Below are 20047 nucleotides of genomic sequence, written 5' to 3' on the forward strand. Positions count from 1 at the left end.
ATGCTATTTTATTGCCAGTTTTTATTGAATTTTCAAGGTGCATCTGCGCTTATTCAAATGCGAAGTTTGAGTTAATAATATAACCAAAATAAGAGAGAAATAATATAACTGCTTTTGATATCACTTTTGTAACCTAAATCTATTATTCTATGAAAAAGAGGCTATCTCAAATCAGATAGCCCCTTCTACAAACCCGATAAAGATAGGGCTCTACTCTAATATCATCTGCACGCACCCGTACATTCCAGCGTCGTTTCCCAACTTAGCCAGAGCGAATTCAGCCTCTTTACAGGCATGGAATGTTTTTTCGGAATAATATTTTTTTACCCTGTCTGTAACAATACTTCCCGCCTTTGAGACACCGCCTCCGATAACAAACACTTCCGGGTCTACCACACAGGCAATCCCTGCCAGGGCGGTTCCCAAAATATTTGCCATCGTTTCTACCACTTCTCCGGCAACTTTATCCCCCGCTTTAGCCTCGTCAAATACATTCTTTGCAGAGATATGCTGGAATTTTTTTAACGCTGTCTCCTCCTGTGTGGATGCAAGGGCCCTCTTTGCCAGACGAACCACTCCTGTGGCAGAAGCATACTGTTCCAGACAGCCCCGTTTTCCGCAGCCGCAGGTTTCTGTTTCCGTCTCGTCCACCATGATATGTCCGATTTCCCCTCCGGCCCCGTGGCTTCCCGCCACGATTTTTCCATCTACAATAATGCCGCCGCCAACTCCTGTTCCCAGAGTTACCATAACTACATTCCGATGGCCTTTTCCACCTCCCTGCCACATTTCTCCCAGGGCTGCCACATTGGCATCATTTCCCACCTTGATTTTACATCCCATACGTTTTTCCATAACCTCTGCCACATTTACCTGGCCCCAGCCCAGATTGACACAGCACTGGACAACCCCCTGTGAGGTTACAGGGCCGGGAACGCCGATTCCGATTCCCTGCAAATCCTCCTTGCCAATTTTTTTCTCTTCCATCTTTTTCTCAATAGAAACGGCCACGTCGGGAAGCACATTTTCTCCGCTGTTCTCCTTGCGGGTTGGAATCTCCCACTTTTCCACCAGTACACCTGTGGTTTCAAACAAACCAATTTTACAGGTAGTTCCCCCAATGTCCACGCCAAATCCATACTTTTTCATGCTTTCAATCTCCTATCCTTCCTTATTTTTCCAGCCTGCGTTGATTACAGGCACTTTCAACAATTCTATACGAAATACCCTAGCTTAACGTCTTCCAAATATAAAGTCGGGTTAATTTGGAGACGTTACACTAGCCATCTTGCAGCTCCCCGTCCCCTGGGGAAGAATTCTCTTGTAGAACATCTCCATCCCCATTGTCCGGGCTTTCCGGGGAATCCTCCCCCTGTTCCTGGGTTTCCCGCTGTAAATCCAGTTCCTTTTCATATGTGTCCGCCTGGACGTAGGGAAGAAATTCCACCGGTGCCAGACCCTGATGCCGGTTTTCCATAAAAGTATGCCAGATTTCTCCGGGATAGCTGGAGCCTGTGAGTCCCGGCAGTTTTTCCGGCATATCAAACCCCACCCAAATACTGGCGGTATAATACGGGGTATACCCTGCAAACCAGCCGTCTTTGTTATCGTTGGTGGTTCCTGTTTTTCCTGCGGAGGGCATATTGCTCACCCCCAACCCCCGGCCGGTTCCCTCCTGTATCACCGTCTGCATCATATTCGTTACCATACGGGCCGCCGTTGTCTTATATATCTTCTCAGCCTCCTGGGTGGTGGAAACCACTACATTTCCCTGGGCATCGGTAATTTTCACAATACAGGTAGGCATCCGGTAATCCCCGTCATTTTCCAATGTGGCATAAGCTGCCGCCATCTCCACGGGAGATGCACCGTTGGTCAATCCCCCAAGAGATGAGGTAAGACGCTCGTCCTCCACTGCCAGTTTGGAAAAATTCATTGCCTTTAAATAGGAAAGTCCTACCTTTGGGGTAACCTCCTCAAAAAGCTGCCACGCCACCGAGTTTTTGGATTTTGCCAGGGCAGTGCGCAGAGTCATTTCCCCGCTGTACACCCCGTCCGCATTGGAAGGGCCATCCTCGATAGCCTGGTCCACCACAATGGAATCCGGCGTATACCCGCGCTCCAATATAGGGGTATATACAATTAAGGGCTTAATGGCGCTTCCCGGCTGACGGTAACTCTGGTATGCCCGGTTCAAAGTATATCCGTCAAAGTCCTGGCTTCTGCCCCCCACAATGGCGCACACATAACCCGTTTCATTGTCAATGCAAACGCCGGCGCCCTGGAGTTTGTAAACCCCCTCTTCATTTACCTCTGTAAAATCTTTCAGTTTATCATCAATCGCCTGTTGAAGCTGTGTCTGGGCTTCCAAATCCATGGAAGTATAAATCCGGTATCCCGCAGTGTACAGCCGTTTCTGGCACTGCTCATACATATTGCTGTAGTTTTTCTGATATGCTTCCTTATCCTCTTTGGAGTTAAACTCCGTGCGGAAAGTAAATCCGTCCTGTTCCATCAATAGCCGGATGGCGCAATAGTAGGTGTAAGTTTCCACATAATTATTTTTTTCTGTCTCCGGACGTTTCAGTTCAATTTCTTCCGCTTTTGCCAGATACATGGCGCTCTCTGAAATCTTACCATCCTCATACATATTTTTTAAAATCCTGTCTCTTCTCCCCAGGGTATTTTCAATATTTGTCAAGGGGTCATACAAAGTAGGATTATTTGGAATAGCGCATAAAAATGCAATTTGGGACAAATCCAACTGAGAAACTTCCTTATTAAAATAACCGATGCTTGCCGCCTGAATTCCATAATATCCATTGCCAAAATAAATATTATTAATGTAAAACTCCAGAATTTGATTTTTATTGTATTTCTTTTCCAGCTCTGTGGCAATAAACATCTCCTCCACCTTTCTCTCCCAGGTTTTATCCTGGTTTAGAAACACAGTACGGGAGAGCTGCTGGGTGATCGTGCTCCCTCCCTGGGTCACTTCCCCGTTTTCAATCATTGCCTTAATTGCCCTTATAATCGCCTTATAGTCAATTCCCTTATGCTGGTAAAATTTTTTATCCTCTATGCTCACAATGGCGGCTCCCACATCCACCGGCATCTGCTCATAGTCCAGATAATACACATCCTTTTCCCCTTTCAGGGTTGTAATTTTTTCCCCGTTTTTGTCGAATACCACGCTGGTTTGTGACGAGCGGAAAGTATTTTCATTGGAGGAGCGTACAAACTGCACCGCCTCATCTTTCATATCTGCTATCTGCTTTCCGTATCCGCCGTAGTAGTAATATGCCACGCCGCCTACCACAAGTATCATCAGCAAAAACTGCATCCAAACAAAAAACCAAAATAAACGGTATTTTTTCTTTTTCTTCTTTCGCGCCATAGCTCTCCTTTATATCATTTCAATTTTCTGATATAGAAACTATTTTACACGTTTTAGACATATTATACAAGATAATTTCTGTGCATAAAAAACAGAGCAGAGGTTTTCCCCTGCTCCCTTCGCCTACTGCTCCATCTGTTTTCCCAAGAATCCCGCCGCTGTCACCGCCAGTTTCCGCTCCGTATCTCCCATGGAGCGCTTATCATCTTTATTATAAAGCACCACCGCTCCAATCGCGTCCCCTTCACAGATTATAGTAGCAATGGCCTGGGAATGAAATTCCCCCGCATCATCCAGGGTAACTTTTACAAAAGCGTCATCTTCTTTGCTTGCCACCCGGTCTTCCCTGTTCTCAATAATATTTTCCATCTGCTTACTAATTGGCTTTCCGTCAAACTCTTTCTTTCCGTTGCCCGCCACTGCCACTACATGGTCTCTGTCGGTAATGCAAACAAGATTTCCTGTGGTCTGGGCCAAGCTCTCCGCATACTGCCCGGCAAACTGTGAGAGCTCCCCGATGGGAGAATATTTTTTCAAAATAATCTCTCCCTGACGGTCTGTAAAAATCTCAAGCGGGTCCCCCTCCCGGATTCTAAGTGTCCTCCTGATTTCCTTTGGAACAACGACTCTTCCCAAATCGTCTATTCTTCGCACAATTCCTGTCGCCTTCATTTTCTGATTCCTCCGTATTCTTCCATTGTCTCGTAAAATTTACTTATTTAATCATGATTTCTTTTGTTTTGTTAGTATCTGTAAGAATTAGAAAAATATGCACAGGCATTTTATTTTTATATTTCCTTCCACTTCCGTTCTATATCTGCCACTAAAGCAAGTTGACAGCGGCAACGGTCTACATTATGTTTCTCCCTCGTCACCTTAAAGTAAGTATCACCGGAAAGATAATCCGTTAAAAAACGCATCCCGCACTCTAAGGTCATCATCTTAGCCCCCATGGGAAGCATACGAATTTCATTTTCCGTAAGACTCCCCTGGCACCCTTCTAAAAACCCTTTTTTGTACGCCTCATAGAGCTTAAGGGAAAGGGATACCTTATCCAAATCCTGTTCATCTTCTGCCGCTGTATTAGCTCCAAAGCGGATAGCATCTCCAAAATCATGAACGGAAAGCCCAGGCATCACCGTGTCTAAATCGATGACACAAAGTGCCTTATGGCTCTGGCCATCCAGCATTACATTATTCAGTTTCGTATCATTATGGGTGACACGAAGGGGCAGCTCCCCTCTCTTTAACATATCATCCAAAAGGGACATCTCTTCCCTTCGCTGGCAGATAAAGTCAATTTCTTTTTTAACTTCCTCTACTCTACCGCAAATATCCTGCTCTACTGTTTTTTCAAAAATCCGAAACCGCTTTGCGGTATTGTGGAAATCAGGGATAACCCAGTGCAGTGTCTCCGCCGGAAAATCCCGAAGCATAGACTGAAAACGCCCAAAGGCAATGCCGCTCTCATAAAAATCCGAGAGCTGATCTGCAGCATTTAAAGTGACTGCATCCTCGATAAATACATATACTCTCCAGTAGTTCCCCTCTTCATCCTTAAAATAACTTTTTCCATCTAATGCCGGCACAGGGGTCAAAGTCTCTCTTTCTGGATTTCCCCCGTTTTTTCCAATCATATCCTTTAAATATAAAGTAACTTTAACAATATTCTCCATCAGCTCTTCCGGATGGGGAAATACATTTTTATTTATCCCCTGTAAGATATACCGCTCTTTTCCGGAGGTTTTCGCCAAAAAAGTCTGATTGATATGTCCCTGTCCATAGGGCTCTGCCGATACCGCCGGAAATTTTAACTGAAACTGCTGTAAAATTTTTTCCTTCTCCATAAAATATCCCCCAATTCTCTTAATCTTCCCACAGCTGGCAGGGATAAACCCCTTTCTTCTTAAAATCTGAAATTGCCTGCATTACAATCCCTTTATCTTCCTGATAGGTAACGCCGTACCAGCGGTCCTCGGATTTCAGCACCTTAACCTTGGCCTTCCCCTCTTCCATAAGCTCCTCCACGGCAAAGGGAAGGAAAAACTCACATTTCAAAGGATTTTTTTTCAGGTTATCCTGTAAGAACACCGGAAATCCCTTCTCAAGCTCTCCCATCATCCCCGCTGAAAATCCCCAAAGATTCATGGAAACGATAGTCCCGTCCGGAAGCTTCTCCCATGTCTTACCCTCGTCTTCCGTATACGCCGGGGAATCCCCATGTTTTTCAATACGGGTTCTCTCATGAATATCTGTCAAAAATCCCTGGTCATCCACCTGGCACACACCTCTGGCCACATGTCCATTTTCCGTAAGGGTATTCTTAAGAAGATATCCCACCATGGCAAACTGGTACATATCTTTTTCCTCATTTGAATCAAGATAGTCATAAATCATTTGAAAAGCGCCTCTGCCATAAAAATCGTCTGCATTAATCACCGCAAAAGGCCCATGGACTTTATCTTTGCAGGAGAGCACAGCATGGCCCGTTCCAAAAGGCTTTTCCCTTCCCTCAGGAACCTTAAAGCCTTCCGGCAGATTATCAAGTTCCTGATACACGTACTCCACCTGAATCTTTTTGCTCATGCGATTTCCTATACGTTCTTTAAATAAGGATTCATTCTCTTTCTTAATTATAAATATAACTTTTTCAAATCCTGCCAGCATGGCATCGTACACAGAGAAATCCAAAATCACATGGCCATAGTCATCCATAGGGTCCATCTGCTTTAATCCGCCGTAACGGCTTCCCATACCTGCCGCCATAACTACTAATACAGGTTTTTCCATACACAGACCTCCTTATTTATCAATTTCACGAATCAGGTTAATCATCTCGATTGCCCCTGTTGCGCACTCAAATCCCTTATTTCCCGCTTTGCTTCCCGCCCGCTCAATAGCCTGCTCAATATTATCTGTGGTTAAGATGCCAAACATAACAGGAATCTCTGCGTTTAAAGATACCTGTGCAATTCCCTTTGACACTTCACTGCACACATAGTCATAATGGGACGTGGCTCCCCGAATCACCGCCCCAAGGCAGAGCACTGCATCATATTTTCCGCTCTTTGCCATTTTTGATGCGATTAAGGGAATCTCAAAAGCCCCGGGCACCCAGGCCACGTCAATGTTATCCTCATTTACATTGTGGCGCTGCAGACCATCAATGGCTCCTCCTAAAAGCCTGGATGTAATAAAATCATTAAATCTTGCTACAACAATTCCAATTTTCACATCACCTGCTACAATTTTTCCTTCAAATGTGTTCATAATCATTCTCCTTTACTTTTCCTTGTTTTATATAATTGTATTTTAATTTTTATCTATAATTCAGCATATGCCCCATCTTTTTCTGCTTTGTCTTCATGTAATAGGCATCGAAGGGCGTAAGTTCCATCTGAATGGGCACACGCTCCGCTATGCTTAATCCAAACTCGGAGAGCCCCTCAATTTTCTGAGGGTTATTGGTGAGAAGCCTTAAGCTCTTTGCCCCCAGATCCCGAAGTATCTGGGAACCAATATAATACTCCCGCAAGTCCTCGTCAAATCCCAGGGCTAGATTTGCCTCCACCGTATCCATACCCTGTTCCTGGAGTTCATAAGCCTTTAATTTATTAATCAGCCCAATTCCCCGGCCCTCCTGGCGCAGATACAAAAGAATTCCTCTTCCCTCCGCCTCAATCTGCTTTAAGGCAGAGGTAAGCTGCTCTCCGCAGTCGCAGCGCAGAGAGCCGAAGGTATCCCCTGTCATGCACTCGGAGTGGACACGGCACAAAACATTCTCCCCGTCCCCGATTTCTCCTTTTACCAGGGCCACATGATGTTCCCCGTTTAATTTGTTGATGTATCCGTAGGCTGTAAATTCTCCGTACTTGGTGGGCATTTTTACCTTTGCCTCACACTCAATTAACTTCTCGTGGATTTTTCTGTACTCCTGCAGCGCACGGATCGTCACCATTTTAATCTGAAATTTTTCTGCCAGGCTTTGCAGTTCCGGCGTGCGCATCATGGTGCCGTCATCCCGCATAATCTCACAGCAAAGGCCGCACTCTTTTAAACCTGCCAGCCGCATAAAATCAATGGTGGCTTCCGTGTGGCCGTTACGCTCCAACACCCCGTTTTTCTTGGCCAGAAGGGGAAACATATGCCCGGGCCGCCTAAAGTCCTCCGGCCTTGCAGTATCCTCCACACATTTTCTGGCGGTAAGCCCCCGCTCTGCGGCGGAGATGCCCGTGGTAGTCTCCATGGCGTCAATAGACACGGTAAATGCCGTCTCATGATTGTCTGTATTCTCCGTTACCATCTGGGGCAGCATAAGTTTTTTCACCAATTTCTCCCCCATGGGCATACAGATCAGCCCTTTCCCATGCATGGCCATAAAATTTACATTCTCTGTAGTTGCAAACTCCGCAGCACAGATAAAGTCCCCCTCATTTTCCCTGTCCTCGTCATCCGTCACCAAAATTACTTTTCCATTGCGAAGCTCCTCAACCGCTTCCTCAATGCTGCTGTACTGAAACATATCCATTCCTCCTGATTTTTACATATTATATCTTTCTTTAACTTTTAAAATCCTGCCCCGAACAATAAGTCTTTTGTCAAAGTGCTTTTCCCCTTCTCCGGCTCTTTGGGCTGCATAAGCTTCTCCACATATTTTCCAATAATATCATTTTCCAGATTCACCGTATCCCCCGCTTTCTTTTCCCCCAAAACAGTCTCCCCCAGGGTGTGGGGAATGATGGACACGGAAAAACTGTTTTCCGTCACAAGGGCCACGGTAAGGGATGTTCCGTCAATGGCAATGGAACCCTTCTCCACAATATACCGCATTACCTCTTTTGGGGTATCCACCGTGTACCACACGGCGTTCTGTTCCCGCCAGACTTTTTTTATCTTTCCTGTCCCGTCAATATGCCCGGACACGATATGCCCGCCAAATCTTCCGTCCATTGCCATGGCACGTTCCAGATTCACCCGGCTTCCCGGGGCTAACTGTCCTAAATTGCTGCGCTTTAAAGTCTCCGGCATCACATCCGCCGTAAATCCATTGCCGTGAAGTTCCACCACGGTAAGGCACACGCCGTTCACCGCAATGCTGTCCCCTATTTTTGTGCCTTCCAGCACCTTATGCGCCTTTAACTGTATTTTCCCGGAAGTACTTCCCGATTCCACCCGCACCATACTGCCCATTTCTTCTATGATTCCTGTGAACAATCCGCCACCTCCCACTCAATTAAAATGTCTTCTTCGATCCGGCTGATTATGGGATTTTTCAAGAGATACGCCAGGTCAGGTTCCGACACCCCATCTCCTGCCACCGGGCTTTTTGCCAAGGCTCCGCCAAAAAGTTTAGGCGCAATATAACTTTCCACTTTCTGCACAATCCCCTGAGACAGTGCACTGGCATTTAAACTGCCGCCCCCCTCTAAAAGGATGCTGTCAATTCCTCTCCCTCCAAGTATTCTCATAAGCTCCCGCAAATCCACATGTCCCTCGTATTCCCCTGTAACTACCACCTGGCATCCCATATCTTCAAATGCACGGATTTGCCCTTTCTCCGTAACACAGGTGGCAATTATCGTCCTTACATTCTTTGCCGTCTGCACCACCTGGGAATCCAAAGGCGTCCTAAGGCGGGTATCACAGATAATCCGAATGGGATTTCTCCCTCCCGCTATCCGGCAGGTAAGGCTGGGGTTATCCGCAAGCACCGTTCCAAGCCCAACCATAATCCCCATATACTTATGCCTGCTTCTCTGAACCCTCTCACGGGAAGCCTCCCCGGTAATCCATTTGGAAGCCCCTGTTACCGTGGCGATTTTCCCGTCGGCAGTCATGGCATATTTCATTACCACATAGGGCGTCTTATTATCCATATAGTGGAAAAACACCTGATTGATGGCTCTGCACTCCTCTTCCAAAACCCCGGTCACCACTTCAATTCCATGAGCCTTAAGCATCTCCACCCCTTTTCCTGCAACCAGGGGGTTTTTGTCCATAGAGCCCACATATACCTTCCGTATTCCGCTTTGAATAATAATCTCCGTACAGGGAGGGGTCTTTCCGTAATGACAGCAGGGCTCCAAAGTCACGTAAATTTCCGCTCCCCGCATATCCTCCCCGCAATTTAAAATGGCATTGCGCTCTGCATGGTATTCCCCGCATTTGTGATGGTAATCCTTACTTAATATCCTGCCGTCTTTCACAATCACGGCTCCCACCATGGGATTGGGATTTGTCCACCCCTCCCCTTTTAATGCCTCATTTATGGCAATTCTCATATAATCTTCCGGTGCCATATTACCCTCCTGTGTATACAAAGAAAACCCTGAACAAAAGTTTCAGGGCATAAAACCAATGATACCGATACCGTATCATATATTTTATCTTCTCTCATCCAGACTATACTGTCGGCTTTGGAATCTCACCAAATCATGCCTCGGAACCTTCTTGGTTCCTTACGGCTCGCGGGCTTTACCGCCGGTAGGGAATCTCACCCTGCCCTGAAGATTTGCTATTCTTTTTATTTATTAACCATATCACACGTGGATATACCTGTCAATCAAATATTATTTGACTATTTCACTTTTTTGTAAAAAGAATTGGTAATCTGATTCCCATATACATAAAAATCCAGGTCTGCACTGCCGTCTTCCTGGGTACGGTGAATCAAATCCCCCTCCCTCTTATATGTCCCTTTTCTCACTTCCCCATCCGAAGAGCTCTCCTCGTACGTCCCGTCCTCATGGAAAGCAATTTCGCCCTCCGCTCCCTGGGACTCATAATTACACAGGGCTTCAAAAGTATTTCCCGAAGGTATTTCCCCCTGGCACAGGTACTGCTCCGGAAAAATGTACTCCCCGTTTTTCACAAAATGAAGGGAATTCACATCATCCGTCTCAGAATAAAGCTGAAACCCCTTTTCGTCTATCGAAAAGCTTCCGGAGTCAAAAGTAAAGGTCTGTCCGTCGATTTCCGCCTCCTGAATATAAGTCATGGTTCCCATATCCAGGGCAAAGCGAAATATGTTTCCCTCCCTTTCCGGAATCGTTAATTCATAAATTTCCACTCCTCTTCCCTCTCCTCCTCTGTAGGCAAATACTGCCAATCCAAGGGCAAATACAGCCAGCAAAACTCCGGCCCCGATTTTTATTCTTTTATCCATTCTTGCCTCCAAAAAATAAATCACTTTTTTCTTTTTTCTGAAACAAACCGTTATACTGTAAAATCTGATATTTTTCCAGCCAAACCTTATCCTCTCCAAAGGCGTCCTCATAGTGATAATAACGCCCTGCGCTCTGGGAATAATAAGCCCTGCCGTTCATAGCGGGAATTTCCTCCATCAAATCCGATAAAAACTGATGATAGGGCGGGAGAGGGATTCCCGCCTGCTCTAAGAGCATGGTGGAGAGAAAATTTAAACTGGTATGCTCCACATGGCGGCTTTCACTGGGGAAATTTGTCCAGATAAAAAAGGGAACCTCGTACAATTCTTCCAGTTCTGCCAAAGTTAACCCGGAGAGTCCTTTCCCGTTTAGCAGGCGGTAAAAACGGGAGTTTAAACTTGGCTGATGGTCCCCGAAAAAGCAGATCACCACAGGCCTTTGGGCCTTCTCAAAATATGCGACAAGTTTCTCCACCGCCAAATCTGTCTGATGTGCCAGGGTAAGGTACTGGTTCACATCGGCATAGGGAATATTGGTGCTGTAAACATCTGTGACAAAGTTTTCATAGCTGTCTGTATATCCCCCATGGTTTTGCATCGTAACTCCCATTAAAAACAGGTTTTCATCCTCCGGCAAAGCCTCATATCTCTCAATAATTTTATCAAACATCACCTCATCGGAAACATATTTCCGCATAAGATTGGACTGGTCAAAATCGTCAAGAAAGTACATTTCGTCAAAGCCCAGCAAGGGATATACCGCATCCCTGCTCCATCCCGTGTCATAATAAGGATGCATAGCCACGCAGGTATACCCCTGGCCTTTTAAAGTACCCACAATGGAATAGGCATTTTCCTCTGTGAGATACTGCTGATATGCCACGGAACCGGAGGGCAGCCAAGCCATACTGTTTCCCGTCATAAACTCCCACTCCGAATTTGGGGTTTTCGCCCCGTACACAGAGGCGAGGGCTTTTCCATAAATGGCATTTTCCTTTAAAGAACTGATAAAGGGCATTACTTCCTGGTTTGTCTTTAAATTTCCCATAGCCCCTAAATCCGCAAAAGACTCATCCATTATTGCAATTATGACAGGTTTCTCTGACACGTTCCCGGTATCCTCTGCCTTAGAATATCCCTCCTCTATCGCTTTCACTGCCTCAGCAGAATAATGTTCCGGCTTTTCTACAAAGGAATCCCTGATACTTAAAGCAAAATTTAACAAATATCCATTTCGGTATGTCCCCTTTTTCTCCCAGGTTTCCGTCACTGTGTTCACAGATTGAAGCCCTACATACACAAATGCAAACACTGCCACAGAGGCGGAGAGAATGCGGACTATCCACTCTTTTTTAAACTGAATCTGAATCTTTTTTATCCCTGCAAGCCACACCACAGTAAGCAAAATCGCATTCATAGCCTGGGCATTTAAGGAAAACTTATAATTGGAAGCCACGCTTAAGCCTGTAGAAAGGGACTTAATATCCCCGAAGGTAATTTCATTCCCCCGAAAAGCATACACAAAGTAGTTTGCCCCGGCAAAAACCAGCAGGATAAGATGTGTAATCACGCATGTTCTTGCCGTATTATTTGTAATTGTCTGGACAAACATGTAACAAAACAGACAGCAGAACATATTTAATAAAAACTTTTCATCGGAAATTCTTTCCCTCAAATCTTCTTCTAACAGAAGATACTGCACCGTCCAGGTAGTTACAAAACTGCTCAGGGCGAAAACCGGCACGATTACCGCCCAGTTCCATTTCTCTTTCAGCTCTATTTCCAATACCTCTGCCCCAAAATATAGAGCGGGAAACAGGCACATATTAAAAATAGAAATTCCCGCAAAAAAATGGGCCAGCAATGAAATTAAAGTTACAATTCCTGTAAACAAAATTTTTTTCTTTGTTATATTTACCGTAATCTTCATTTTCTCATTCCAATTCTTCGCCTTATCACAATAATCATTCCCACCAAAAAGGGAAATACAAATGTTGCAAACCGATATAAAAGAGAGGCTGAGCCTGCCGCTCCGGTTCCTGCAACCGCCGCAAAGAGCAGAGTAAACACAAATTCTGTGGAACCGATTCCTGCCGGGGAGGGAAGCACCGCCGCAAGCATCACAGACAGAGACGTAACCGCCAGGGTCTGGGGCAGTGTGATTTCTCCCGTCTTATAAAAAACAACATAGGGGATTCCATACCAAAAAGCCAGCTTCACCAAATCCATGAAAATTGTCCTTATAATAAGGAGCGGCTTACTTAACAAAAAAGCCGATGCCTCCTCCAAAACAACACACTGTTCCCTCAGCTCCCTTATCTGCCCGTCAAATTTATGCTTTCTGTTTATTTTATCCAAAACAAGGAAAATCCATTTGTGCAGTTTTGTGGAATAACAGGCAAAAACCATCACTCCCGAAATACAAACCGTAAGGATATATCCCACCGCAAGCAAGTGGGAGTATTCACCAAAATACTCCATCATAAAGCCAAAGCTTAGGGCAAAAAATATTACGCTGAATATAGCAATGCTCAGTTTGTGCAGCACGTATTCAATCATATACATCCCCGTTCCCTTAGATACAGGAATCCCCTTTTCATTAAAATAGTATACCGCCGCAATCCCTGCACCGCTGCCCAGCGTGGCCACCCGGTAAAAACTGCAAAAAAATGCGCTCTCCACACCGAAAGTATAGGAAAACTCCGGCCGATACTCCCTTGCAAACCCCATGGTGACTGCCCCCTCCATACACTCATAGACCAATGAAGAAAGGCATATAACCGCCACGACCCACATACTGGTATTTTTAAGTTCATGGAGGATGGGTCCCGCCTGCTCCCTGAATGTGTACACAATCACAGCCACAATCAGCAGTACAAATCCCCACTTTAATATTTGTTTCTGTCCTTTACTGATAAAATCACTTCCTATGTATTTATTCTGTATTTCTTCGTTTTAAATCCTATCGTTTCTGCTCACACTTAGGAAGTATAGCACAGAAAATTACTAAAAATCAATCGGCCCTGTGAACAAATTTTTGAAAAAACATATGAAATCATAAGTCAGTTTTACCTGTGATAAAATGGATACATTTTGTTAAAAATATGTTATAATGCCTTTGTACGCTAAACTTATGGAATTTATTGCCCTTCAAAGGAGGTTTTTTATGCCCGGTTTTACCACACACTATCTATTCGGACAGCAAACTTATCAAAAATTACACCCCTCAGAGGTAAAACAGACCATTCAGAGATATCACACGGTATTTTCCTTGGGGCTTCAGGGTCCGGACATATTCTTTTACTTCTTCCCTTTCTTTTTCTGGAAAGGCGGGATCCCAGGCTCCTTGGCCCACACTACAAACACGCAGAAATTTCTGTGGTATCTCTTAAAAAGCCCTGAAATTTTTGAATCCAAAAGACAGAAGAAGATTGCCCAGACCTACGTCTTCGGCTTTATCGGCCACTACCTTTTGGACAGCATATGCCACCCTTATGTCTATGGCAGAACAGGTTATCACCCAACAGAAAAAGGCTATCTGGGACATCATATCGGTTTGGAGACAGATATAGACACTACCCTTCTGTGGGAATATCAGGAAAAAGTTCCCAGCGAATTTCACGGGGCGGAGTGCATCTCACTGTCCAAAGAACAAGAAGAAATTGTATCAAAAACAGTTTATTTTGCATGTAAAAAGGCGTATCCTGCATTAAAAATCTCCCCGGGAATCGTAAAATCTTCCATCCATGCCATCCGCCAGGGGTGCAGGCTGTTATACGATTCTACAGGATATAAAAAAATACTGGTGCGCCGGATAGAGTCCATCTGCCCCGGATATGGGATGTTGTCTTCCCTGATACCCAGCGATACCATTATATATCACACTGACCCCTTAAACTTAAAGCACCACCCGTGGGTGAATCCCTGGGACGAGTCCGCCATATCCCATCAGAGTTTTACCGAACTCTTCGAGGAAGCCGAAAAGGATTATCAGCGCATCCTAAGAGATATCGCCTATTTCTTTGGAAGAGAGCGCACCAAGGAGGAGCAGAGGGCAGCCCTCAAGGTTATGGTACGCCACCTGGGAGACAAGAGTTACCACAGTGGACTGGCAAGTGATAAATTATAAAATTTTAATCTAATTTTTTGATATCTTCTCTAAAGATTCCTTTATCTGCTGCAATACAATCTCCATAAGCCTTGTGCGGGCCTCCAGCCCTGCCCAGGCAATATGGGGAGTAATCAGCAGTTTTTCACTGTCCTTTATCAGCCTTAAAGGATTGTCTCTTGCCATGGGCTCTGCGGACAGCACATCCAGCCCTGCGCCTGCTATTTTTCCCTGGCTTAAAGCCCCCGCCAGATCCCCCTCATTTACAATGGGCCCCCGGCCAAGATTTAAAAAGATTGCCTCCGGCTTCATCTTTTCAAAAGCCGCCTCGTTGAAAAGCCCCTTAGTCTCCTCATTTAAAGGGGCATGTACCGACAAAATATCGGACTGGGCAAGAAGTGTGTCAAAATCCACCTCCTCATAAGTACTGTTATGGTTTTTCCCGGAGGTAGAGTAGTAAATTACACGGCATCCGAAAGCTTCGGCGATTTGTGCCACCCTCCTTCCAATTTCCCCAAGCCCTGCAATCCCCCAAGTCTTTCCTGAAATCTGCCAGAAGGTCTTCTCAAAATGAGTAAAAATCTTATCATTTACATACCGTTCCTCTTTTACATAGTCATCGTAATACCTAAGTTTTTCCAGCAGGTAAAACAACATGGCAAATGTGTGCTGAGCCACGGACTCCGTGGAATATCCCGCCACATTGTGCCAGATAATCCCCCGCTTTTCCAAATAAGGTTTATCTAAATTGTTTGTCCCTGTGGCGGTAACGCAGACAACTTTTAACTTCTCTGCACCTGAAACCGTCTTTTCACTTATGTTGGCTTTGTTCGTAACAATTACGTCCGCATCCCTTACCCTCTCCAAAATTTCCTCATCCGGGGAAAAATCATATTTAACCACCTCCCCCAGCTCATCAAACCCTTTTAAATCCAAATCCTCACCAATCGTCTTTGCGTCCAAAAATACAATCTTCATTTTATTTTTCTCTCCTTAATTTTTTGGATACTTCAAACATTTTTCTTTTGTCTAATTCATAGAACTTCATAAAAAACAGGGATAAGAGCCAGCAAATGATGGGCAGGCCGCAGTATAAAAACAATGTAGTGCCCTTAAGTTCCCCTGTGAGTTCATCCCCAATCTGGGGAAACCGCCTGTTATACCCCATCACAAGCATTACAAGCCCCACAAACGCCGTTCCCAAAGCGGCAAACACTTTATCTACAAAGGAAAACAACGCCCCCATAAGCCCAGGCACAAATCTGCCGCTGCGGTATCTCTCATAATCGGAACAGTCTGCAATCATTGGCACCACCATGTTATTTGTAATGGATTTACAACCGTTTAACAAGATATACACCAGGACAAACCCTATGGTAATACCGTTGATATGCCGGGGGTTAAAGCTAACGGCATTGATATTTTCCTGCATCAACACCCCTGTCATAACCACCTGGAAGAAAATTCCCAGGGCTGTAAACAACATAAGGGAACGCTTCTGCCCCATGCTCTGGGCAACCCGGATGCCTGCGCTGATGACAAACATGGTGGGCACAGCCGTCACAATACCGATGAGCCCTGCAATGGCATAGTTATTCATTAAAATACCAAAAACCATAACCCCCACAGTGGTGTGGGCATATACGGTGGAGGCAAATTTATTCATACATGCCGCCAGAATCAAAATCCGTATGGGTTTGTTGTGGCGGATAATATCCCAGTAATCCCGAATCTGAACTTTCTGTATGCTGCTCTGTTTTTTCAGAAGAGAGACCTTATCCTTTGACGCAATTCCAATCATAGCCAGAACGGTGCAGACAAGGGAACACAAAACCACCCAAACCACATATTCTTTAAACAGGGCTTCATTTGTAAATCCTCCATATTTGGGCACAAGATAATTTGCCACAAACACAGCCGTTCCCCCGAAGGCCGCCATGACAAACAGGGAATCAAAATAAGTGGAAACCGGCCTCTGCTTTGGATTATTGGTAAGAATCGCCTGTCCCGATTTTGCCACCACTGTCTGGAATGTGTACCCCAGCACAAAAAGGCCATAGGCTGCCACAAAAAAAGGAATTCTCATATACCGGTTTATCTCGTGGGTCATAAAATGCAAAAATACTGCGCTCACCGCCATGATCAGGTTTCCCAAAAGCATAAAGGGACGGAATTTTCCAAACCTGCCTTTCGAGCGGTCTAACATAAATCCCACTACGGGGTCCGTAATGGCGTCAAACACATTCATTCCTGTTAAAATGCAGGACACCAAAACCACACTGAAACCTGCAATGGAATTGGCATAATATGATACATACCCCATCAGGGCAAGATAGAGGTTTGTCGCCGCATTATTCAATGAAAAAAAGCAAATCTGCCAATATTTGGCATTATTATACCCCTGCTGTACCTTCCTTTTTGTCTCCATACACTACGCCCTCAAAATCTATCCTTTGTCTTCTAAAATATATATAGCGAATCTCTATGTCTTTTCCATGAATAAATTCTTAAAAGTCAATTATTTTTTCTTATTTTTCCAGGTACTTTTTTAAGGCGCATATACTCTCCTTTGCCTTATAATACCCCTCCTCATACAGAGCATGAAGTTTTTCCGGGTCTGACTCCGTCCTGCCCACTCCCAGGGTGGAATCCGGTGCAATAATAAACACTTCTCCCGCCTTTTCCCTAGCCCACAACTCTCTCATGCAAAGGTTATAGTTTTCCGCCCGGTGCTTTAAGGCATCTACCAAATTGGGATAGCTCTGGTAAATCCTTGATACCATTTTTAAAGAGTGGCCAGGCTTCTTTCGATACCCTTTCTCCCTGGTAAGAATCACAATATTTTTATCACATCCCTTTTCTACAGCCCGCAAAAAAGGAACGGAATCCGCTAAAGCTCCGTCCATATAATAGTGCTTCCCCACTTTCACCGGCTGGAACAGCACCGGAAGGGCACAACTGGCCACAATTGCCTGAAAAGAATCATCATCCCTGGGAACTGTAAGATACTCTGCCTTTCCCGTATGGATATTGGTAACGCCTGCCTCCACCTCCCCGGGATAATCTTTAAAAGCCTGAAAATCAAAGGGAAGAATCTCATTGGGAAGTTCCCCAAATACAAAGGGTATATTATAAAATGTCTTTTTCCCTTTATCAAAAAGATATTTCATACCCATATATCGCTTGTCTGACATATATTCCTCAGCCAAAATACGGTTTCTGCCCTTCTGCCCTGACAGATAGGACATGCCAAAGGCAATTCCCGCCGACACGCCGATAAAATAATCCGGCATAATATTTTCTTCTAAAAAACAATCTGTGACACCGCAGGAAAACACCGTCCTGCTTGCGCCGCCTTCCATGGTAATACCTAACTTCATGTGACAAATTTCTCCATTTTTCTTCTTATTTTACTACAGCCTGCTACTTTAGGAAAGAGGAATCCCCGGCAAACGGGAATCCCTCTCTATATATGCACTCTGTATGTATTTCTTATTCCTCTTTCCCTGCACTGTCCTGGGGCTTTAGCTGAACATCCTCAGTCTCCTCTTCGCCTAGTTCGGGAATATGAATCTTCTCCGCCACTGTCTCCTTAATGGAATCTAAGGTGAATTTCGTGGTATTATCCTTAAGTTCTCCTGATAAGACGATCAATCCCTGGGTCTCTGTGGTACATTTGTCCACAACCTCATTAAGCTCAATCATAGATGCTGAGGTTTCTTCCGTACTTGCGGCATACTGCTCTGAAATAGCAGAAAGCCCTTCCAGCACATCCAAGACATTTGCTTTCAGTTTTCCAAGGCCATCCACCTGGCCAGAAATATTCTCAACAGCCATTTTTACAATCTTAATCTCATCATTTAACTCATGGAACATATTCAAGGTATCTTCCAATTTTTCATTCTGCTCTTCAATAATCTCCATCATCGTTCCCATAGTGGCAACGCTGCGGTTGGAATTTCCAATCAAAAGATTTACTGCGTCGGCAATCTTTTCCGCAGAGCCCCGGCTCTGGTCTGCCAGAGTACGAATCTCTGTGGCCACAACTGCAAAGCCTTTCCCCTGCTCCCCTGCTCTTGCCGCCTCAATGCTGGCATTTAAAGAAAGAAGGTTGGTCTGGTTTGCAATGTCCGCAATCAGATTTGTAGCCTCCTGAATCTCCAGGGCCGACTGATTTGTCTCGTCCGTCTGATGCTGCACTTCGTCCACCGCCGAGTTGGTTCTCTTGCTGATTTCCAAAAGTTCTTCCAAATTGGAATTTGCAGAGCGGTTGTAATCCGTCATCTTCTGGGCGCTCTCTGAAAGTTTGGAAACATTTTCTGAGGTGGCGTCAATGGCGGAACCCATCTCTATGACTGCCGTATTCGCATGCTGTACGTCCCCTGCCTGCTGGGTAGCCCCGTTGGCAATCTCATTCACCGCCTGATTTACATTGTCAATGGAATTGCGGATGTTGTCAAAAGAGCTCTGAAACTCACTGGAAAATCCATCCAACTCCGAGGCTGTGGTAATGATATTTTTAATGATATCCGTAAGAGATGTAACCAGATTCTGCATAGAGCGGGCAACTGCACCCAGCTCGTCTCCCCTGGTCATCAATTTTTCATGGACTTTCACATTTAATCCGCCCTCAGCCACAACCTCCATATGGTTTACCGTCTGTCCGAGGACTTTGCCGATGGTGCGCACCATCACAAGAATTAAAACCATAGAGATGGCAGCAATAGCACAGAGAGCCGCAATCAGCTTTATCACGGCATTTCTCGTCATTGCAGACATTTTGTTTTTGCTGTATCCGGTAAACATACTGCCGTATATCTTCCCGCTGGAATCTCTCATGGGCACATAGTAGGTCATATATTCCCGATTCCCAATTTTTAGATTGGCATTATACACGCTTTCCCCCTGCTGAAGCAGTGAGTATATGCCTTCGGAGATAGGCTGGTCTTTCATATTGTTGCCGTCGGCATCCTCCATGGTGGTTGCACAGCGGTTATCCCCCAGTATAATGGTAAGCTCCACCGTGGTATTCTCGTTGAACTCATCCAGCAGGTGATAATTCTCGGTAATATTTAAATCCCCTTTGTAGAGCACCCCGTTCTCGTACCTGTAATCTCCCTCCGCCAACAAATCCATCTGCCTTGTAAATGCGTAGGATGCTGTTGCCAACTCGTCTTTGATAATATTTTCCCCCACATTTCGGATCTCGCTGGCACCGATGAGACATCCCAGTGCCACAATGAGCAGCATAGGGATTGCTACAATCAAAACAACTTTGCTCACAAGCTGCAGACCCTTTTTCTTCCTATTGTTCACTAGCGTTATTTTTTCTCCCATTGTAATGCCTTTCTCCTTTCAAAATACCAATTATTCATAA

Annotated in this window: 17 protein-coding genes and 1 riboswitch; of the genes, 1 reads left to right on the forward strand and 16 read right to left on the reverse strand. The window is 45.0% G+C overall.

Annotated features, from left to right (window positions below; all coding sequences use genetic code 11):
- Positions 1–210 precede the first annotated feature (210 nt).
- From D7Y06_RS13730 to D7Y06_RS13785, 12 genes are all read right to left on the reverse strand, one after another.
- Positions 211–1149, reverse strand: coding sequence for an ROK family glucokinase (locus tag D7Y06_RS13730; protein WP_120408354.1), 939 nt, complete (start codon positions 1147–1149; stop codon positions 211–213).
- A 130-nt stretch (positions 1150–1279) separates the two neighbouring features.
- Positions 1280–3397, reverse strand: coding sequence for a transglycosylase domain-containing protein (locus tag D7Y06_RS13735; RefSeq protein ID WP_120408355.1), 2118 nt, complete (start codon positions 3395–3397; stop codon positions 1280–1282).
- 123 nt (positions 3398–3520) lie between these two features.
- Complete coding sequence (spoVT, locus tag D7Y06_RS13740; RefSeq protein ID WP_120408356.1) at positions 3521–4069, reverse strand: stage V sporulation protein T; 549 nt, start codon at positions 4067–4069, stop codon at positions 3521–3523.
- Positions 4070–4185: 116 nt separating this feature from the next.
- A complete protein-coding gene (locus tag D7Y06_RS13745; protein WP_120408357.1) occupies positions 4186–5244 on the reverse strand; it encodes a phosphotransferase enzyme family protein in 1059 nt (352 codons plus the stop codon).
- A 19-nt stretch (positions 5245–5263) separates the two neighbouring features.
- Complete coding sequence (locus tag D7Y06_RS13750) at positions 5264–6187, reverse strand: sugar phosphate nucleotidyltransferase (protein WP_120408358.1); 924 nt, start codon at positions 6185–6187, stop codon at positions 5264–5266.
- Positions 6188–6199: 12 nt separating this feature from the next.
- On the reverse strand, positions 6200–6667 hold the full coding sequence (gene ribH / locus D7Y06_RS13755; RefSeq protein ID WP_120408359.1) for a 6,7-dimethyl-8-ribityllumazine synthase: 468 nt from the start codon (positions 6665–6667) through the stop codon (positions 6200–6202).
- 49 nt (positions 6668–6716) lie between these two features.
- Complete coding sequence (locus tag D7Y06_RS13760; protein ID WP_120408360.1) at positions 6717–7919, reverse strand: bifunctional 3,4-dihydroxy-2-butanone-4-phosphate synthase/GTP cyclohydrolase II; 1203 nt, start codon at positions 7917–7919, stop codon at positions 6717–6719.
- Positions 7920–7963: 44 nt separating this feature from the next.
- Entirely contained in the window at positions 7964–8611 is a 648-nt protein-coding gene (locus tag D7Y06_RS13765) for a riboflavin synthase (protein WP_120408361.1), read from the reverse strand.
- Positions 8593–9696 carry a bifunctional diaminohydroxyphosphoribosylaminopyrimidine deaminase/5-amino-6-(5-phosphoribosylamino)uracil reductase RibD gene (gene ribD / locus D7Y06_RS13770; protein WP_120408362.1) on the reverse strand — a complete coding sequence of 368 codons (1104 nt, stop codon included), beginning with the start codon at positions 9694–9696 and terminating at the stop codon, positions 8593–8595. The genes D7Y06_RS13765 and ribD overlap by 19 nt, the downstream gene beginning before the upstream one ends.
- An 82-nt stretch (positions 9697–9778) precedes the next feature.
- A riboswitch (FMN riboswitch) is annotated at positions 9779–9912 on the reverse strand.
- Between the two features lie 62 nt (positions 9913–9974).
- Positions 9975–10562 (reverse strand): hypothetical protein, encoded by a 588-nt coding sequence (locus D7Y06_RS13775; protein ID WP_120408363.1) that lies wholly within the window; start codon positions 10560–10562, stop codon positions 9975–9977.
- Complete coding sequence (locus D7Y06_RS13780; protein ID WP_120408364.1) at positions 10555–12492, reverse strand: LTA synthase family protein; 1938 nt, start codon at positions 12490–12492, stop codon at positions 10555–10557. Before D7Y06_RS13780 ends, D7Y06_RS13775 begins: the two co-directional genes overlap by 8 nt.
- Entirely contained in the window at positions 12489–13427 is a 939-nt protein-coding gene (locus D7Y06_RS13785; protein WP_256387226.1) for a lysylphosphatidylglycerol synthase transmembrane domain-containing protein, read from the reverse strand. The genes D7Y06_RS13780 and D7Y06_RS13785 overlap by 4 nt, the downstream gene beginning before the upstream one ends.
- 301 nt (positions 13428–13728) lie before the next feature.
- Here D7Y06_RS13785 and D7Y06_RS13790 point away from each other — a divergent pair, with 301 nt between their 5' ends.
- A complete protein-coding gene (locus tag D7Y06_RS13790) occupies positions 13729–14691 on the forward strand; it encodes a zinc dependent phospholipase C family protein (RefSeq protein WP_158591371.1) in 963 nt (320 codons plus the stop codon).
- 9 nt (positions 14692–14700) lie between these two features.
- On the opposite strand, the gene D7Y06_RS13795 is transcribed toward D7Y06_RS13790, so the two are convergent.
- The 4 genes from D7Y06_RS13795 to D7Y06_RS13810 all read right to left on the reverse strand — a co-directional run bounded on the left by D7Y06_RS13795 (position 14701) and on the right by D7Y06_RS13810 (position 20007).
- Positions 14701–15648 carry a D-2-hydroxyacid dehydrogenase gene (locus D7Y06_RS13795; RefSeq protein WP_120408366.1) on the reverse strand — a complete coding sequence of 316 codons (948 nt, stop codon included), beginning with the start codon at positions 15646–15648 and terminating at the stop codon, positions 14701–14703.
- A 1-nt stretch (position 15649) separates the two neighbouring features.
- Positions 15650–17098 carry an MFS transporter gene (locus tag D7Y06_RS13800; RefSeq protein WP_120408367.1) on the reverse strand — a complete coding sequence of 483 codons (1449 nt, stop codon included), beginning with the start codon at positions 17096–17098 and terminating at the stop codon, positions 15650–15652.
- Between the two features lie 100 nt (positions 17099–17198).
- On the reverse strand, positions 17199–18050 hold the full coding sequence (locus tag D7Y06_RS13805) for a patatin-like phospholipase family protein (protein WP_120408368.1): 852 nt from the start codon (positions 18048–18050) through the stop codon (positions 17199–17201).
- Positions 18051–18162: 112 nt separating this feature from the next.
- Positions 18163–20007 carry a methyl-accepting chemotaxis protein gene (locus D7Y06_RS13810; RefSeq protein WP_120408369.1) on the reverse strand — a complete coding sequence of 615 codons (1845 nt, stop codon included), beginning with the start codon at positions 20005–20007 and terminating at the stop codon, positions 18163–18165.
- Between the last annotated feature and the right edge of the window lie 40 nt (positions 20008–20047).

It is taken from the genome of Roseburia sp. 1XD42-69 (assembly GCF_003612565.1).
Lineage (GTDB): Bacteria > Bacillota > Clostridia > Lachnospirales > Lachnospiraceae > Roseburia_B.

What these genes read in the sequence shown, in the direction of transcription:
- D7Y06_RS13745 (WP_120408357.1), bottom strand. Translation starts at nt 5,244, where the DNA reads ATGGAGAAGGAAAAAATTTTACAGCAGTTTCAGTTAAAATTTCCGGCG.
- D7Y06_RS13800 (WP_120408367.1), bottom strand. Translation starts at nt 17,098, where the DNA reads ATGGAGACAAAAAGGAAGGTACAGCAGGGGTATAATAATGCCAAATAT.
- D7Y06_RS13735 (WP_120408355.1), bottom strand. Translation starts at nt 3,397, where the DNA reads ATGGCGCGAAAGAAGAAAAAGAAAAAATACCGTTTATTTTGGTTTTTT.
- spoVT (WP_120408356.1), bottom strand. Translation starts at nt 4,069, where the DNA reads ATGAAGGCGACAGGAATTGTGCGAAGAATAGACGATTTGGGAAGAGTC.
- D7Y06_RS13775 (WP_120408363.1), bottom strand. Translation starts at nt 10,562, where the DNA reads ATGGATAAAAGAATAAAAATCGGGGCCGGAGTTTTGCTGGCTGTATTT.
- ribH (WP_120408359.1), bottom strand. Translation starts at nt 6,667, where the DNA reads ATGAACACATTTGAAGGAAAAATTGTAGCAGGTGATGTGAAAATTGGA.
- D7Y06_RS13790 (WP_158591371.1), top strand. Translation starts at nt 13,729, where the DNA reads ATGCCCGGTTTTACCACACACTATCTATTCGGACAGCAAACTTATCAA.
- D7Y06_RS13805 (WP_120408368.1), bottom strand. Translation starts at nt 18,050, where the DNA reads ATGAAGTTAGGTATTACCATGGAAGGCGGCGCAAGCAGGACGGTGTTT.
- D7Y06_RS13780 (WP_120408364.1), bottom strand. Translation starts at nt 12,492, where the DNA reads ATGAAGATTACGGTAAATATAACAAAGAAAAAAATTTTGTTTACAGGA.
- D7Y06_RS13795 (WP_120408366.1), bottom strand. Translation starts at nt 15,648, where the DNA reads ATGAAGATTGTATTTTTGGACGCAAAGACGATTGGTGAGGATTTGGAT.
- D7Y06_RS13810 (WP_120408369.1), bottom strand. Translation starts at nt 20,007, where the DNA reads ATGGGAGAAAAAATAACGCTAGTGAACAATAGGAAGAAAAAGGGTCTG.
- ribD (WP_120408362.1), bottom strand. Translation starts at nt 9,696, where the DNA reads ATGGCACCGGAAGATTATATGAGAATTGCCATAAATGAGGCATTAAAA.
- D7Y06_RS13730 (WP_120408354.1), bottom strand. Translation starts at nt 1,149, where the DNA reads ATGAAAAAGTATGGATTTGGCGTGGACATTGGGGGAACTACCTGTAAA.
- D7Y06_RS13750 (WP_120408358.1), bottom strand. Translation starts at nt 6,187, where the DNA reads ATGGAAAAACCTGTATTAGTAGTTATGGCGGCAGGTATGGGAAGCCGT.
- D7Y06_RS13760 (WP_120408360.1), bottom strand. Translation starts at nt 7,919, where the DNA reads ATGTTTCAGTACAGCAGCATTGAGGAAGCGGTTGAGGAGCTTCGCAAT.